Annotated in this window: 17 protein-coding genes; 10 read left to right on the plus strand and 7 right to left on the minus strand. The window is 47.5% G+C overall.

The window, feature by feature from the left end:
* Nucleotides 1–176 precede the first annotated feature (176 nt).
* The 6 genes from HUK38_RS02430 (at nucleotide 177) to HUK38_RS02455 (ending at nucleotide 5,868) form a co-directional block, all read left to right on the plus strand.
* A complete protein-coding gene (locus tag HUK38_RS02430) occupies nucleotides 177–1,013 on the plus strand; it encodes a PilZ domain-containing protein (RefSeq protein WP_182582195.1) in 837 nt (278 codons plus the stop codon).
* Between the two features lie 27 nt (nucleotides 1,014–1,040).
* The gene (locus HUK38_RS02435; RefSeq protein ID WP_182582196.1) at nucleotides 1,041–2,588 is read left to right on the plus strand and encodes a hypothetical protein; all 1,548 of its coding nucleotides are present in this window, start codon (nucleotides 1,041–1,043) and stop codon (nucleotides 2,586–2,588) included.
* Between the two features lie 116 nt (nucleotides 2,589–2,704).
* Entirely contained in the window at nucleotides 2,705–3,283 is a 579-nt protein-coding gene (locus tag HUK38_RS02440) for a TerD family protein (RefSeq protein WP_182582197.1), read from the plus strand.
* Nucleotides 3,284–3,316: 33 nt separating this feature from the next.
* Complete coding sequence (locus HUK38_RS02445; RefSeq protein WP_182582198.1) at nucleotides 3,317–4,504, plus strand: TerD family protein; 1,188 nt, start codon at nucleotides 3,317–3,319, stop codon at nucleotides 4,502–4,504.
* A 108-nt stretch (nucleotides 4,505–4,612) separates the two neighbouring features.
* Nucleotides 4,613–5,068 carry a tellurite resistance TerB family protein gene (locus HUK38_RS02450; RefSeq protein ID WP_182582199.1) on the plus strand — a complete coding sequence of 152 codons (456 nt, stop codon included), beginning with the start codon at nucleotides 4,613–4,615 and terminating at the stop codon, nucleotides 5,066–5,068.
* Nucleotides 5,069–5,088: 20 nt separating this feature from the next.
* Nucleotides 5,089–5,868, plus strand: coding sequence for an HAD family hydrolase (locus HUK38_RS02455; protein WP_182582200.1), 780 nt, complete (start codon nucleotides 5,089–5,091; stop codon nucleotides 5,866–5,868).
* A gap of 1 nt (nucleotide 5,869) precedes the next feature.
* Here the strand turns inward: HUK38_RS02455 and thiL are convergent, their stop codons facing one another.
* From thiL to ribBA, 4 genes are read right to left on the minus strand one after another with little or no spacing between them, the layout of a single operon-like run.
* Nucleotides 5,870–6,856 (minus strand): thiamine-phosphate kinase, encoded by a 987-nt coding sequence (gene thiL / locus HUK38_RS02460; RefSeq protein WP_182582201.1) that lies wholly within the window; start codon nucleotides 6,854–6,856, stop codon nucleotides 5,870–5,872.
* A gap of 28 nt (nucleotides 6,857–6,884) precedes the next feature.
* Nucleotides 6,885–7,376 (minus strand): transcription antitermination factor NusB, encoded by a 492-nt coding sequence (nusB, locus tag HUK38_RS02465; protein WP_182582203.1) that lies wholly within the window; start codon nucleotides 7,374–7,376, stop codon nucleotides 6,885–6,887.
* On the minus strand, nucleotides 7,376–7,852 hold the full coding sequence (gene ribH, locus HUK38_RS02470) for a 6,7-dimethyl-8-ribityllumazine synthase (RefSeq protein ID WP_182582205.1): 477 nt from the start codon (nucleotides 7,850–7,852) through the stop codon (nucleotides 7,376–7,378). The genes nusB and ribH overlap by 1 nt, the downstream gene beginning before the upstream one ends.
* Nucleotides 7,853–7,885: 33 nt before the next feature.
* Nucleotides 7,886–9,007 (minus strand): bifunctional 3,4-dihydroxy-2-butanone-4-phosphate synthase/GTP cyclohydrolase II, encoded by a 1,122-nt coding sequence (ribBA, locus tag HUK38_RS02475; protein ID WP_182582207.1) that lies wholly within the window; start codon nucleotides 9,005–9,007, stop codon nucleotides 7,886–7,888.
* 356 nt (nucleotides 9,008–9,363) lie between these two features.
* Here ribBA and HUK38_RS02480 point away from each other — a divergent pair, with 356 nt between their 5' ends.
* The 3 genes from HUK38_RS02480 to HUK38_RS02490 all read left to right on the plus strand — a co-directional run bounded on the left by HUK38_RS02480 (nucleotide 9,364) and on the right by HUK38_RS02490 (nucleotide 10,986).
* Nucleotides 9,364–10,137: a DUF6776 family protein gene (locus HUK38_RS02480; protein ID WP_182582209.1), complete on the plus strand. Its 774-nt coding sequence runs from the start codon at nucleotides 9,364–9,366 to the stop codon at nucleotides 10,135–10,137.
* Nucleotides 10,138–10,149: 12 nt separating this feature from the next.
* Nucleotides 10,150–10,617, plus strand: a complete 468-nt coding sequence (locus tag HUK38_RS02485) for a bactofilin family protein (protein WP_182582210.1) — start codon at nucleotides 10,150–10,152, stop codon at nucleotides 10,615–10,617.
* 198 nt (nucleotides 10,618–10,815) lie between these two features.
* Nucleotides 10,816–10,986 (plus strand): hypothetical protein, encoded by a 171-nt coding sequence (locus HUK38_RS02490; protein WP_182582211.1) that lies wholly within the window; start codon nucleotides 10,816–10,818, stop codon nucleotides 10,984–10,986.
* Between the two features lie 217 nt (nucleotides 10,987–11,203).
* On the opposite strand, the gene dapC is transcribed toward HUK38_RS02490, so the two are convergent.
* Genes dapC through glnD form a run of 3 tightly spaced genes read right to left on the minus strand, consistent with a single transcriptional unit; the run spans nucleotide 11,204 to nucleotide 15,610 of the window.
* The gene (gene dapC, locus HUK38_RS02495) at nucleotides 11,204–12,412 is read right to left on the minus strand and encodes a succinyldiaminopimelate transaminase (RefSeq protein ID WP_182582212.1); all 1,209 of its coding nucleotides are present in this window, start codon (nucleotides 12,410–12,412) and stop codon (nucleotides 11,204–11,206) included.
* Nucleotides 12,413–12,438: 26 nt separating this feature from the next.
* Nucleotides 12,439–13,020, minus strand: coding sequence for a hypothetical protein (locus HUK38_RS02500; protein ID WP_182582213.1), 582 nt, complete (start codon nucleotides 13,018–13,020; stop codon nucleotides 12,439–12,441).
* A 22-nt stretch (nucleotides 13,021–13,042) separates the two neighbouring features.
* The gene (gene glnD / locus HUK38_RS02505; protein WP_182582344.1) at nucleotides 13,043–15,610 is read right to left on the minus strand and encodes a [protein-PII] uridylyltransferase; all 2,568 of its coding nucleotides are present in this window, start codon (nucleotides 15,608–15,610) and stop codon (nucleotides 13,043–13,045) included.
* 225 nt (nucleotides 15,611–15,835) lie between these two features.
* Here glnD and HUK38_RS02510 point away from each other — a divergent pair, with 225 nt between their 5' ends.
* Nucleotides 15,836–16,021 (plus strand): hypothetical protein, encoded by a 186-nt coding sequence (locus HUK38_RS02510; RefSeq protein ID WP_182582214.1) that lies wholly within the window; start codon nucleotides 15,836–15,838, stop codon nucleotides 16,019–16,021.
* Nucleotides 16,022–16,055: the final 34 nt, after the last annotated feature.

The following is a 16,055-nucleotide window of genomic DNA, read 5'->3' on the forward strand; positions in this document are numbered from 1 at the left end:
TGCTGTTCTGTATTGGAGATAACTCAATTGTTATCTGGGCGGCGCGTGGTGAGGCAACTCATTTTTGTTAATACCCGCCGCGCCGCAATTCCCAACAGCAATTTCAAGATTGGTTCACCAAAACTATTTTAACTTACGATTACTTGAGCAGGTAGATCATCTCAGTGTTTCAACAAATGTCAGACCGCCGTCAAGGACCACGGTATCCCTGTCAATTGCGTGTAGGAATTATTTACCCAGACGGCAAAACTAAATTATTGTGGGCGCATGATATTTCTGATCGCGGATTAAGTTTGCATTGCGATCAGGGTGACGCACTAGGTACCGCATTAAAAATCGTCGTTTTTGTGTATAGCGTTGAAGCGAAAGGTCAAATTGGTATTCACGCCAGCGCCCGCATTTGTAATTGTGTGTTTGATTCACTTGAAGGTGATTTTCGCATTGGGTTATTTATTGAAGACTTCGAGGCAGACGGCGAAGCTGCTTTTCAAGCGACGCTGGAATATATCGCCTCACCTTTAATTGTCCGGGCAAATAATGCCGGCGGCGGTGATTTCAGAAGCATCAAACGAATTGTATCGTTTCCATTGCGGCGGCGCATTAAACTGACTTTAGAAGACGGCACGTTTCTACCGGGCTGGACTGAAAATGTCACGCCCAGCATCATGCGCGTCAATTTAACGCGCAAATTATTTGAAGACACAGTCTATGCGTTAAGCGTCCCAATTGTATTACCCAATGGCGGCGATGTTGTGACAGTACAAGCGAAAGCAACGGTGCAAGATATTACCTTCAGACCAATGGGTAGTTTTGCCACCCAATTACAAGTATTTGATTATCAAAATAATGGCGATGCGCTCTTAAAAGAAGAATTATGCCAACGCTTCCCTGAGGCACAAGCCATGTTTGAAAATTGGAATGAACCTGAGCAGACGGCGGCACCGTCAGAAACAAATGAAACTGAAGCCCTGCAACCGCTCGCGGCTGGACGCAATAAACCCACTTCTTCTTAAAACCCATTAAATGATCTTGCTGCTGTTATGGCACCTACTCCAGATTGTCTCACGCGCCTGCAATTAAAACAGGACCCCTTTGCTGCTGATGCGGGCGATGTGTTTATTTACACCGATACCCTGTTAGAAAGTTTGCGGGAAATGGTATTAAATGCACTGGCGGAACCGAATTCAATTGTTTTATTAAGCGGTGCTGCCGGTTCTGGCCGTAGTGTGCAATTGATGCAAATCTTGAGCATTCTGCCGACCTCTTTTGATTTAATTGCATTTCGTGGTCGGCGCAATACCACTTTTGCAGCAGTGGAATTAACCATTCGCAATCACTTATTAACATTAGGCATCGACGCCCCCGAATCATCATTGCGTGAACTCTTGGGCAATCCCAATCAACCGCCAGTCAACCGTTTAATTGCCATCGATGACGCGCATTTATTAGGCGCCGACATCATTCGCCAACTCTTACGGCTGCGCAGTGACATCATTACTGCGGTTAAAACTGCTCCAAGTTTATTATTAGTGGGAACATCCGCGTCCGCCCACCAATACACCAACGCATTAGAACCGGATGATGTCAATAACTTCAAACGTATTCAAATTCGCTCGTTTAATTTAGAACAAACCCGCAGCTATCTCATTCACCGATTGCGCATGTCCGGCTGTGATACACCTGACGCCTGGTTAAAACCAATGGAGGTTGCGCAATTATTCCAACGCAGTGAAGGATTACCGGCGGCAATTAACACGCTTGCCACTGAATGGTTAATTCGCCTATGCCGCAATTTAGAAAAAGCGGCGGCGGGCGTCACCCCGGCAGAATTACTGACCGCTGATGAGGTCACCGCCGCTGACAGTCGCACCACTGCGGCGCGATCACCCACTGCGCCTGATGGCCTTGATGAAAAAGAGACGCCGGCCCGAGGCGTCGCTTTTTGGCGACAACGTTGGTTTGTTCCAGTTTTAACAGGACTGGGCATGGCGGCAGTATTAGTATTATTAGGGCAACAATTGGGGAAATCGCCACAAACGGGCTTTACCATCGCCATGACCACGCCGAACTACACGATTGCTCAATCGGCACCGCAAGGCTCGGCAACCGACGCGTTGGCGCAGGTGTTGACCGACGCACAAGGCCAGGTGCAGGATCAGGATTTAAAACAACAGATTGCAACCGCTTTAGCACAATTACAACGCGATTCAAAATCGCCACAAAATTTAGAAAATGACCGACCAACCTCGCCTGCTGCCACCCCAATTGCAACAAATCCCCCACCTGTGGCAACAGAGGCACAAATTACTCAGCCGGATGTGGCATGGTTGGCACAACAAGATTCAGCAGCCTTTGCTATTCAATTATTAACCGCAATGGAAATACAAATTGTAAAAGATTACATTGCCCAACATCAATTGAAAGACGTTCGCATCATTCCAACGCGCAATCGGTTTATTGCGATTGTTGGCAGTTTTCCTGATCGCACCGCGGCCGCCACCGCTGCCAGTCGTTTGCCATTAGCCGTATTAAGTCAGGGGCATTGGGTGCGGCGAATTGGTGATATTCAAGCCGAGGCGCGGCAATGAAACTGTGTCAATCATCCGTTACATTCGAGCAGCAATTGCTCAAACATCATGTGAATTTTTCAATCCATCACGACGCTTGATCTAATGACATTTAATCTCAACGAGGAGAATCAAACATGGCACTGAGTTTAAATAAAGGTGGAAATGTCAACCTGAGTAAAGAGGCGCCTAATTTAATTAACGTATTAGTGGGGTTGGGTTGGGATGCCCGCGCAACCGATGGCCAACCATTTGATTTAGATGCCAGTTTATTTATGGTTCGGGCGGATGGGCGGGTGCCGAACGATGCGTATTTTATTTTTTATAATCAAAAAAATTCACCCGAAGGTGCAATTGAACATACCGGAGATAATCAAACTGGCGCAGGTGAAGGCGATGATGAAACCGTGCATGTCACCCTATCAAAAGTCCCGACTGAAATCCAAAAATTGGTCATAGTCGTAACCATTCATGATGCCGAAATTCGCCGACAAAACTTTGGTCAAGTGAGTAATGCGTATGTGCGCATTGTGAATCGAGATAATCAACAGGAAGTCGTCCGTTTTGATTTATCCGAAGATTATTCAACCGAGACCGCTATGATCTTTGGTGAAATCTACCGCTATAATAATGATTGGAAATTCAAAGCAGTTGGACAAGGGTATGCCGGTGGTCTACGCGCCCTCGCATTACAACACGGCGTGAATGTCAACTAATTAAAACGAGTTATCTAACTGGGATTAGCCATTATGCAATTGTCGCGTGGTCAACGAGCCAAAATTGCCGATTTAATTCCCAATGGTCAAAAATTAACGCTGGGTATCTCAATTAACGCACCGCATTTGGTGATTGACTTTGCATGTTTTGGTTTAGATGCCAATGGCAAATTGGCAGATGAACGTTACATGACCTTTTTTAATCAACCGACCACGCCCTGTGGTGGAGTGCGATTAGAAACGCCGGCGGGTGATATGGCGGGTTTTGCAATTGATTTAAGCCGGTTGCCCGCGACAATTGAACGCCTCACCATCACGGCGGCATTGGAAAGTAATGGCGCTATGTCGCAAATTAACACCGGTCAAGTTCGGCTATTAGATGGCGGCCGCGAAACGGCGTGTTTTGCATTCAAAGGCAATGATTTTGCCCAAGAACGTGCGTTAATGTTATTAGAAATTTACCGCAAAGATGGTGTATGGCGCACCTGTGCTTTAGGGCAGGGTTTTAATGGCGGTTTAGAAGCATTAGTGAAACATTTTGGCGGTAGTGTGGCGGCTGAATCAACGCCACCAAAACCTGCAGCGCCCCCGCCGCCTTCTCCAGTGAATCTCAATAAGATCACATTAGAAAAACGCGGCAATAGCGTTTCACTCGCTAAACAAAATCAAGCGGATCACGGCGAATTAGTGGTTAATTTGAATTGGACAATGCGTAATGGTGCGCCGGCTAAAACAAGTTTTTTTGGCGGATCACGCGCCAATCATATTGATTTGGATTTGGGCTGTTTATTTGAATTAACCAGCGGTGAACGCAGCGCGGTACAAGCTCTGGGTAATACCTTTGGCAATTATCATGCGCCGCCCTATATTGCACTGGATGCGGATGATCGCACTGGTGCGCGCAGTGAAGGTGAAAATCTGCGGATTAACGGGCAATACTGGGAGCGGATTCAACGTATTCTCGTGTATGCGTTTATCTATGAAGGGACGCCAAATTGGGCTGAGGCAAATGCGCGTATTACGATTAAAACGCCGCGTCAACCTGAAATAGAAATTCGTTTAGATTCGGCGCGTAACGATCAACCGATGTGTGCCATTGCCATGTTAGAAAACCAACGCGGTGAAATTAAAATTACCAAATTGGTTGAATACTTTCGCGGTCATCGTGAAGTGGATCAGGCGTATCATTGGCAGTTGCAATGGACACGCGGTTCAAAATAAATGGTGCGCGCATAATGCTATTGAACATCTTTTACACCACCAACCGTACTATGCTATAGTTGGGTTTGCTGCAATACTTAACCCATCAACTACCGAGGTCAATTAACCATGAGTTTTCAAGACTTTCTCAATAATTTGAAACAAAAGGCTGGCGAATTAAAAACCGAAGCACTCAAGTTCAAAAATAAAGATTTTTTGAATGCAGCCATTAGCGGTTCGGTGCTGATTTCAATGGCGGATAGGCTGGTCTCTTCTGATGAAAAACAGAAGATGATGCACTTTATTGAAAACTATGAAGCGCTTTCGGTGTTCACCAGTAAAGAATTGATTGAAGCCTTCCAAAACGCGATGTCGCAAATTGAATTTGACAAGGATTTAGGTGAGGCTAAGGCCTATGATGCGATTAGAAAAATGAAGGGCAATGATGACGCAGCGCGTTTAATTGTGCGCTTGATTATTGCAATTGCCGGGGCGGATGGGAATTTTGATGATACCGAAAAGCGTGTGGCGCGCAAAATTGCAATGGAATTGAATCTAAATCCCGCCGAGTTTGAATTGAACTAACCGCAATTCAATATAATACCGTGCGCATCGCGGTTTTTATTGATCTGGATGACACGCTGTTTCAAAGTCAACGCAAATGTCCCGTCAATGAACAGCTGCACCCGGCAGCGATTCATATTGACGGGCGTATTCAAGCGTGGATGACGGCGAAACAGCGAATGTTGTGGCATTGTTTTAATAACGAACAAACACTGCTCATCCCCACCACGGCGCGGGATTTAACTGCCCTGCGCTGTGTGTTATTACCCTTTCATCATTATCAAATCATTGATTTTGGCGCCGTTGTTTTAAATGAAAATGGGCAGCCTGATGAAAATTGGTTAGCACGAACGCATTCCATTGCACAAGCGACTGAAGCGGATTTACGGCAATTGATCACGCTGGCGCAGCAATGGATCACGGCTAATAACTTGTCACTGCGCCTGCGTTATATTCAAGATTTCGATATACCGCTATTTGTGGTTGCGAAACATGTTGAAGAGCAGATGCAGCATTTAGATTTATTAGAACAGGCGATCTTTATTCCCTGGGTAGCCGAGCGCTCTAATACTTATCAGGTGCATCGTAATGATAATAACCTCGCCGTATTGCCGCGAGCATTAGATAAGGTTCATGCGGTGCGTTATTTAATTGAACAATTCACCCGCGACTGGGGCGAGCTATTGACTATTGGAATTGGTGATAGTTGCAGCGATGGTGCTTTTATGGCGGCGTGTGATTACGCGATGCTGCCGCGTGAGTCACAAATCTTTACGGCGTGGATAAATGAATTGCGGCAAACCGATAAACCAATTGATTAAATCACGCTTCATTGCCGAAATGATCGTAGCCCGACCGTTCCGGTTGCCAACTCTGTCCATTCGGCTGGTGCCAGCGAATCCCCGGCTGACGCTCGACATAACCAATGACGGTTAATGGACACGCCGCCATGTTTGCATATTGCGTTAATTGATTTAATCGCTCTAGCGGTAAAGTAAAACACAGTTCATAATCATCTCCACTCGCCACGGCCAATTCCCATTCATTCGTCGCCGCAATGACCGCAGCAACCGGTTGATCTAATGGTAATTGCGCGAGTTCAATCATCGCCCCGCAATGACTTGCCGTTAATAAATGTCCCACATCAGCGGCTAATCCATCCGACAAATCAATTGCCGCGCTGGCTTGACCGCGTAATAATTGACCGAGTGCGAGGCGCGGTATTGGACGTTCTAATCGGTTTAATAAAGCGGGCAATGGTGACGGGGCGCTCGGGTCAGCGCGCTTGAGTTTTAATTGCCGTAACGCCAATCCCGCGCCGCCCAAACTGCCGCTGACGACGATTAAATCGCCCGGTTTTGCCCCAGAACGGCGCAAACCCTGCCCAATTGGCACGAAACCGTGCGCTTGAACGGTGATGGTCAGCGGGCCGCGAGTGGTGTCACCGCCGATTAATCGAACGCCGTGTTCGACAGCTAAGTCATTGAATCCTCTAGCAAAATTGCGCAACCAGTCAGCGTCAAACTGCGGCACGGTCAGCGCCAATGTCACCCACGCCGGCGTTGCCCCGCAGGCGGCTAAATCGCTCAAATTGACCGCTAACGCCTTATAACCGAGCGCCAGCGGGTCGCAATCGGCAAAAAAATGCACATCTGCGACCAATGTGTCGATGCTGACGGCTAATTCGTGTCCCGCCGGCGGGCGCAGTAGGGCGCAGTCGTCGCCGATGTCGAGCGCCACATCAGCGCGTGTCGCCCCCAATCCAGTGAAATAAGCACGAATTAGGTCAAATTCGGATTGCATGGTCATTGTTCGTTATTCAATTTTTCATTCAAATTCATGCCTTGCGCATTTGCCTGGCGACGCGATCTAATACGCCGTTAATATAACGATGCCCCTGTTCTGCGCCAAACAGCTTTGCCAAATCTACTGCTTCATTAATCACGACAGCGGCGGGTAATTCCGGGCTAAATAATAATTCATATACGCCGATGCTGAGAATAACGCGCTCGACCGGATCAATGCTTTTTAATGACCGATCTAGTGCCGGTTGCAATGCGTTATCAATCGCTTCGATTTGCTCCGGGACGCCGCGCAATAGACTGTCGAATAATTGCACCGCGTATTCTGGATGTGCGCTGCCGCCCTTGTCATTTGAACACTCTGAATGATCGGCGGGCGCATCACGCAATTCTTCTTCTAATGCCGCGATCCATTGCGGATCATCATAAAACTGCTGGGCAATTTGAACGGGCGTTTCACCCATTAAATGCCATTGATACAGCGCCAGCACGGCATAGCGGCGCGCTTGAGTGCGGGGTTTAGCCATTATTGAACAGACTCAAGTTGGCGAAATAAATCAACCATTTCTAATGCTGACAACGCCGCTTCCGCGCCCTTATTACCGGCTTTAGTTCCCGCCCGTTCAATTGCCTGTTCAATGTTATCTACTGTTAATACACCAAAGGTGACGGGCAATGCGTGGGTTAAACTGACCTGCGCTAATCCTTTAACGCATTCATTGGCAACGTATTCAAAATGCGGGGTGCCACCGCGAATGACGGCGCCTAATGCAATAATGGCGGAATAGCGTTGAGTGGCAGCCAAGCGGGCGGCGGTGACGGGCATTTCAAAAGCGCCCGGGACGCGCACAATCGTTAATTGATCGTCATTGACGCCATGCCGTCGCAGTGCATCTAATGCGCCCTTTTCTAAACTATCTACAATAAAACTATTCCAGCGGCTAATCACCAACGCGAATTGAACCGAATTAACAACGAGCGCGCCTTCGAGGGTGTGAATCATAGCTGTAATGTCCGTGATAATAATGAAAAATGATTAAACGCTGGTGACGTATTCCACTACTTCTAAATCAAATCCAGAAATGCCGTGCATGGCGCGGGGGGCGCTCATTACGCGCATTTTGCGGACGCCCAAGTCGGCAAGAATCTGCGCGCCCAAGCCGTAAGTACGCAATTCGTTGCGGTCAGTGCGCAGGGCCGGTGGTTGATTATTGCGCTCGCGCTCGCAGCTTTCCAATTGACGCAAGCGGGCGAGGATGTCTGCGCCACTGTCGCGGTTGCGCAACACGACGATCACGCCCTCGCCGACGCGGGCGATTTGTTCCATCACCGAGCGCAGCGGCCAGCCGCAGTTGGCGTGTTGTGTGGCAAATAAGTCACAGAGGGTATTTTGCAAATGGACGCGCACCAATGTTGGGCGCTCGGGGCGGATGTCGCCGAGTGTCAAAGCCAAATGGATGTCGCGGTCAATGGTGTCGCGGTAGGCGGTGACTTGGAAAGTGCCGAAACTGGTGGGTAATTGGCAGCGTTCTTCGCGGAAAATCGCCTTTTCGTTGGCGACGCGGTATTGGATCAGGTCGGCGATGGTGCCGATTTTCAACCCGTGCGTGGCGGCGAAGCGCTCCAAATCGGGGCGGCGCGCCATGCTACCGTCTTCGTTGAGAATTTCGACAATCACGGCCGCCGGTTCAAAGCCGGCCAGCCGTGCCAAGTCGCAGCCGGCTTCGGTGTGGCCGGCACGCACCAACACGCCGCCAGGTTGTGCCATGAGCGGGAAAATGTGGCCGGGTTGCACCAGATCGGCGGGTTTTGCGTTTTCTGCAACAGCGGTGCGCACGGTGTGGGCGCGGTCGGCGGCGGAGATGCCAGTGGTGACGCCCTGTGCCGCTTCAATTGACACGGTGAAGGCGGTGGAATGCGGGGCGTGATTATCATTCACCATTAACGGTAAACGCAGGCGTTCACAACGGGTTTTACTCAAAGTTAAACAAATTAACCCGCGCCCGTATTTGGCCATAAAGTTAATCGCTTCTGGCGTGACGCAATCGGCGGCGAGTAATAAATCGCCTTCGTTTTCGCGGTCTTCATCATCCATGATAATGACCATGCGTCCGGCACGGAGTTCAGCAATGATCTCGGTAATAGAATTGAGTGACATGGATTAACAATCTTTTCAAGTTCAACGGGTATTAGTCTGCACAATACGAATGCGCACAACGCGGCTTGCCCCCCGCCAATTGACACTGATCGAGTGACCCCGACGCGGGTTGAGTTAAAACTCTTTCCTGATTTGGTGTGGCAATTTGAATACATGCCGGCAGGGAGTTGGCCAAAGTACAGGTGAAATTTAGCATGATTAGCCAGTCGCTGGACATGATGCTTAAATTTACTTTGTTTATCAAATGGTTAGAGGAAGATACCTATCGGGTAGTGGCACACTTAACCCGCGTGTGATAATGACAACTTGGCTAAAATCAATTAGTCTAGTCGGCAACACCCTTCTGATTAAAACTTGTGCTATTCAAAAGCAGCGATATGAGAGAAATCAAAGTACGACGTGTTGTATCGCCACTGATTGTAAAAGACCGGCGCAATTTGCGGCCGGTAGTCATTACAGTGACGATTATAGCATTAACTGTTTGGACGTGGTTTATTTATGAACGTGGGCGCGCCAGTGTAATATTTCATGCTGATGCAGCGGCGCTAAAAATTACCCAGTTAAACGAAGTGAACCTGGAATTAACTGCTGAACGTGATCAGGTGCAAGCGGCCATTGAACCGCTGAAAGCGCGGGCTGAAAAACATCGCCAAGCGGCGTATCAGGCACAGACGCAAGTCACGGCATTGCAGAATGAAACCGCTAATTTACGGCGGCAAATTGATGAATTACGCCGCTTATTAGACCCCATTGCTGGCCCTATAACCATTACCCCACCTGTGTTAATTCGCCGCGCAAATAATAGTGTCAATTATCAAATGCAAATTTCTTTAACACAACCGCGCATCGATGAAGAGCCATTAGAAGGTGAATTGGTGTTGCAGGTACGCGGGCGCTTAGATGGTCAAGAACGTTACCTCAGTTTAGCTGAATTAACGCAAGGTGAACGTACGGCACACCGTATTCGTTTTCGACGGTTTCAATTAGTTGAAGGGCGACTAACCTTACCGGTAGGATTTATTCCAGATGAAATATTAGTCATGGCAATACCGCATGACCGGCGTATTGGTGGCACCCAACAGTTATTCAAATGGGTATGGTCTGATGAACTCCCTACAGACGAACAATAAGAGTGTATAGGCATGGCAAGCACCCGCAAATTCAAACCACCAAAAATTGTGACGGTTATTGGCCCTGGTACACTGATTAAAGGGGATATTTTATTTGCCGCTGGCTTACATGTTGATGGCGTGGTCCACGGCAATATTAATGGTATTGCCGATACGCTGGCAACGCTTACTTTAAGCGATCAGGGCGAAATAGTCGGTGAGATTCGCGTAGATAATTTAATTATTAACGGACGGATTCATGGTGATGTATATGCCGGCGAACGTCTTGAATTAGCCCCCGGCGCCCGCATTACCGGCACCGTGTATTACCGCTTATTAGAAATGGCAATGGGCGCTGAAGTCAACGGCCAATTAGTTCATGCCGATTCGCAGCAATTACGCCGCCTCAGCTATGATGGGCCTCCTATTTCTGCTGACACCGAATCGTCAATTGTTATAGACCATGAACCCACCATCACTCCTGAATCAAATAATCAATAAATTTGATTGAATACTGGATAGCAACTCGACTTCGTTTGGTTGGGTTGCTAATCCAATCCAACCGCGCCGCTTGAATCACGGTTGTATGTGATCGCCAGCATCAGAACTCCCGCTGAACTGGTAATTAAATGGCATTGATTAGATTAAAAAACTGAATAGCTACCCACCTGTATTTCGTTGATTTGTGCCGTCTATTAAATGAAGCAAACACAATTGGTTGCCCATTACACGGATACGGCGTCAATCATGCGATTGATTGAGTCAATGGGATTAGCACCATTACGCGCAGAGTGGCAAATCAAACAGGCTGAGATTGCAAATTTATTGAATAAAGCCCCGGCGGTGAAATCATTATTCAGCACAGACTAAATCAATTAACGCAGTACAGGCACTATTAATGCAAATAATTGAACGCTGTCGCCCTGGCGCGTAGTTGGGATGATTAAACACCCACTATGCCTGACGATGAAATGCTAAAAACCGCTATTAAAGTTGAATAAAATGCAGGGTGCAGATGGTTTTCAGAGAGCGTTTATCTAATGATGTTTTGCACAATTGAGTGACGCAGTCTATTAATGAATGCGCTTCACAATGCGGCGAGATATTGCCGCAAACGCTTTGCCGCTTCAATACAGTCAGCAAGTGGTGCAACTAAAGCAATGCGCACATAACCATTGCCGGGATTAATACTCGCTTCATTCGGGCGGGATAAAAACTGCCCCGGTAATACCGTGACATGTTGCGTGGCAAATAATTCACGCGCAAATATCGTATCATTCATTGGCGTGGCAACCCACAAATAAAACCCACCGTCTGGCTGCGCACAATTTAATACGCCGTTTAGTTCAGATAATACGGCAGTGAACTTGGCGCGATACTCTGCACGATTAGCAATGACATGCGTTTCATCTCGCCATGCCGCCATGCTGGCGTATTGATGATGCAATGGCATAGCACAGCCGTGATAGGTGCGATAATTAAAAAACTGCGCAATTAATTGAGCATCACCCGCGACAAACCCTGACCGCAATCCCGGGGCATTCGAGCGTTTAGATAAACTGTGAAATACTAAACAACGGCGGAAGTCATCTAATCCCAATGCCATTGCCGCTTGTAATAACCCCGATGGCGGTTGATCTTCATGTGGATATAACTCAGAATAACACTCATCAGCTGCAATAACAAAATCGTATTGCTGGGCTAATGTAATGAGCATTTTTAACTGATCTAAACTGAATACGGCACCGGTGGGATTGCCCGGTGAACATAGATATAATAATTGACAATCCCGCCAAACTTCTTCTGGCACAGCAGCGAAATCTGGAATAAAACCCGATTGCGCTGTGCAATTCAAATAATACGGTTGCGCACCAGCTAGTAATGCCGCACCCTCATAAATTTGATAAAACGGATTGGGCATTATGACACGCGGTGGGCGATGAGAATGCTGCGGGTTAATAATTGTTTGTGCAATAGCAAATAATGCTTCACGAGTGCCATTCACTGGCAAAATATGTTGATTAGGATTTAATACGCTGGTCGGTAATGCAAACCGCCAGCACAGCCACGCCGCAATTGCCTCGCGCAACGCCAACAAACCGCGTGTGTTGGGATAAGTGGACAAGTGTTGTAAATTCGCACAGAGTGTTTCTGTTACCACAGCAGGCGTTGGCTGCGTCGGTTCACCGATGGATAGTACAATTGGTGTTAAGTTTGGCGGTGGCGTTACGCCCTGCTGGAGCGCGGCGAGTTTAGCGAACGGATAGGGTTGCAGTTGTTTAAGATATTGATTCATAGAGTTATTTTGACAAAGTAGTGGCACTACCAGCCGCGATAATACCAACCCTTGTCCCAGCCAGGCGGCGCCGGTGGGTAAGGAACTGGCGCTGTCAAGGCACTGTCAGCAGCAGGCGACAGTGTTGTATTTTTACCATCAAAGGGTGCCGTAGCCTCAGATAGCGGAGCGCTCAACCCCGATGGAGTCTCGCGTAACCAGGGTATGTAGCCGCCATACAACGGGTGGTTTCTAAGCAAATAATCCTCATCAAGTCGCTCGTGCAATTGCTGCCGGCGCTGCGCATGCGCCGATTGCAACCGCTGTGCCTGCGCCTGATTCCACTGTTCACGCCGTCTTCGCCGCTCATCGTGCAATGCTTGCCGCTGTTGCGCTAACGCATCACGTTGGATACGCACCTCATCTAGCCAGTGATCGGGGAATTCCAGCGGTGCATTGCTCGGTGGGGGGGAAGGTACAGGCGCTGCCGGCGGCGGCAGGGCGGCGGGAATAGTGACCGACTGTTGTTCAGAAGCGACGGCGTTGCTCATAACCAACATGAACACCAGCCAATTGATATGAATACACCACTGGAGTCTATTTAATTTCAATACGTTGACAATACGCATAATGCTTTCAACCTAATGATTGTTAATGCGCAGATTGCTCTAACTGACGATAAATTTCTTGTTGCAAACACGTTAAAATCTGATCGGATTCAATTGGCGCGGCAGTGGGCGTCGTGATAAAAAAGACATCATCTACTTCAGCGCCAATGGTGGCAATTTTAGCACCTTGCAAGCGAATATCACAGTGGGCAAAGATCATTCCCAATTGTGCTAATAGACCGGGGCGGTCGAGCGTCACTAACCGCATAATGGTACGGTTTTTAATTGGATCGGCTGTAAAACTCATGCGTGTTGCAATGGAAAAATGGCGATGTTCTCGCGGCAGACGGCGTGCAACTTCAATGCAACCGTCATTCAAATCACATAATTCGCGGTATAAAGATGCGCTTAGGTTATCACTCTCTTGACCAACTGCCAGTGGTTCGCCATCCATTGTCAAAATCTGAAAACTGTTAATTGCCATCTGATCGGCGGTGGTAATAATCCGCGCATCCATGATATTAAAATGGCGCCGATCTAATAGTGCGGTTGTACATGCAAATAAATTGCGATCACTGGCAGCATAAGTAAAGATTTCGCTACAACTCCGTTCGGGCAAGGGACGAATAGCGACCAATGGTAAACCATGCTGTTGTCCGTATAAAACTTGTTGCGTTTGCCAGGCAATATCTTCGGGTGAACTGGATGCAAAGAATTCAATATTTAATTGCCGCCACAGCGACCGGCATTGTTCAGCTTCAATCCCCTGACGCCCCAAAATCCGCATAGCTTCTGCTTGTTTTTCTTCAATCAATTCATCTTGCGCTTGCGGATTATCTAAGCCACGCTCTAAGGCTTGGCGGGTATTCAAATATAATTCACGCAAGAGTGCATCATTCCACGAATTCCAGCGTTTGGGATTGGTGGCGCGGGCATCGGCTACCGTGAGCAAATATAAATAATCTAAACGATTGACATCTCCCACCAGCGCAGCGAATTGTTGAATCACTTCAGGATCACGAATATCTTTGTGCTGGGCCGTTAATGACATGATTAAATGACTTTCAATTAACCACATGACCAGGTGGCTATCATATTCACTTAAATGATGCAATTGACAAAACTCCCACGCATCTCGGGCGCCTAATTGCGAATGATCGCCACCGCGGCCTTTGGCAATGTCATGAAATAAACCAGATAGATAGAGTAATTCCCGTTTGGGAATGCGCCGCGTAATGGCGCTGCATAATGGGAATTCATGGTCACAATCGGGAACGCTAAAGCGCCGTAAATTGCGCACCACGCGCAGCGTATGTTCATCCACCGTATAGACATGAAATAAATCGTATTGCATTCGCCCAACAATATTGGCAAATGCGGGAATATACTTGGCAAGCACTCCATAGCGATTCATGCGCGTTAATACTCGGGTTAACCCATTGGGCGAGCGTAAAATTTCCATAAACAAACTGCGGGCGCGAATATCTTCACGGAACTCATCATCAATACGGTGGCAATTTTCCCGAATTAACCGAATGGTGCTGGCACGCACACCAATTAACTCAGGATGCAATTGTAATAAATGAAATAACTCCAATAAAGCAAAGGGGAATTGTGCAAAGACTCGTTCGTGACTGACTTCCAAATAACCACTGCAAATTTGAAAGCGTTTGTTAATGGGTTGCGGGGCACCAATATCGGCGTGGAGCAAAATGGCTTCTTGAAAGAATTGTAGCAGCATTTCATTGAGGCGATTCAGTTCAATCACGGTGCGGTAATACTGCTGCATGAATTGTTCGACGGCAAGATTATTTGGTCCATCCGCAAACCCAAATTGCGTTGCCAATGTCCGTTGATAATCAAATAATAAACGATCTTCACGGCGCCCGGCGAGGCGATGTAATGCAAAACGAATACGCCATAATAACGCTTGACCATCGCTTAATGTGTGATATTCAGCCGTGGTGAGAAAACCCAATTGTACCAAATCAGCCAAGCCCGCTGCATTAAAATGGCGTTTAGTTACCCAACCAATCATTTGAATATCACGCAGTCCGCCCGGATTTTCTTTAATATTTGGTTCAAGGTTATACGCCGTATCGCCATATTTATGCCAGCGATTTAATTGCTCTCGACATTTAGCGGCGAAGAATACATCACTCGGCCATAATTGCGTTGGATCAATAGCGGTGCGCATTTGGTCAAGTAACGCTTGATGACCGATAATTAACCGTGCTTCAATTAAATTAGTCATAATGGTGACATCATCGCGGGCATGAACTTGACATTCAGCCGGTGTGCGCACAGCATGACCTATATCTAATTTGGTGTCCCATAAAAATGTCAGCAACGAACTAATTGGATCAGCTAAACTATCAAGGCTGTCAGGGGCGATGAGAATGAGTAAATCAATATCAGCCGAGGGTAATAACTCAGCGCGCCCATACCCACCAACGGCAATTAACGCAGCAGGTGGAAAATGTGGAATAAAGCGTTGCCAAACAACGGTTAATATTGCGTCAATCAATTGACTGCGCGTCCGTACCAATTCATCAATAGCGACGCCCTGATCGAATGCGGTAGATAATTGTTGCGTCGAATGCGTTATCATCGTGCGCAATTGAATGATTGCCTGTGGCACTGGAGCGGTAAGTAATTGTTCAAATTGCGCATGGTCTGCCTCAGTGAATGACAAAATTGGCAATTGAGTTGACGCGAATTGTGAGCGCATGAACGTCTCCGGTGGTGATGGTCGGGTTGGCATGGTATTTATCGTTTTAGTAGTATAGGATGATAACGCTTTTTTTCATGTTGAGAATGGTTAGGAGTCATTGGAATGAGTGAAGCATTAAACATTATTGCGGCGATTGTCATGGCAATGTTTGTCTTTATGTTATGGCCGGCAGCGAAAAATTGGCAACAACACGGGCCGAAAGCCCAAGCGGGTGATTGGCAAGCGGTATTATTACCGATTGCAGCGGTGGTTGGTTTGGTATTTGTGTTAATTCTCATTGTCAGATGAACTGTTTGGCGAATAAGCTGGACAGCAGTACCAA

Source organism: Thiospirillum jenense (assembly GCF_014145225.1).
GTDB lineage: Bacteria > Pseudomonadota > Gammaproteobacteria > Chromatiales > Chromatiaceae > Thiospirillum > Thiospirillum jenense.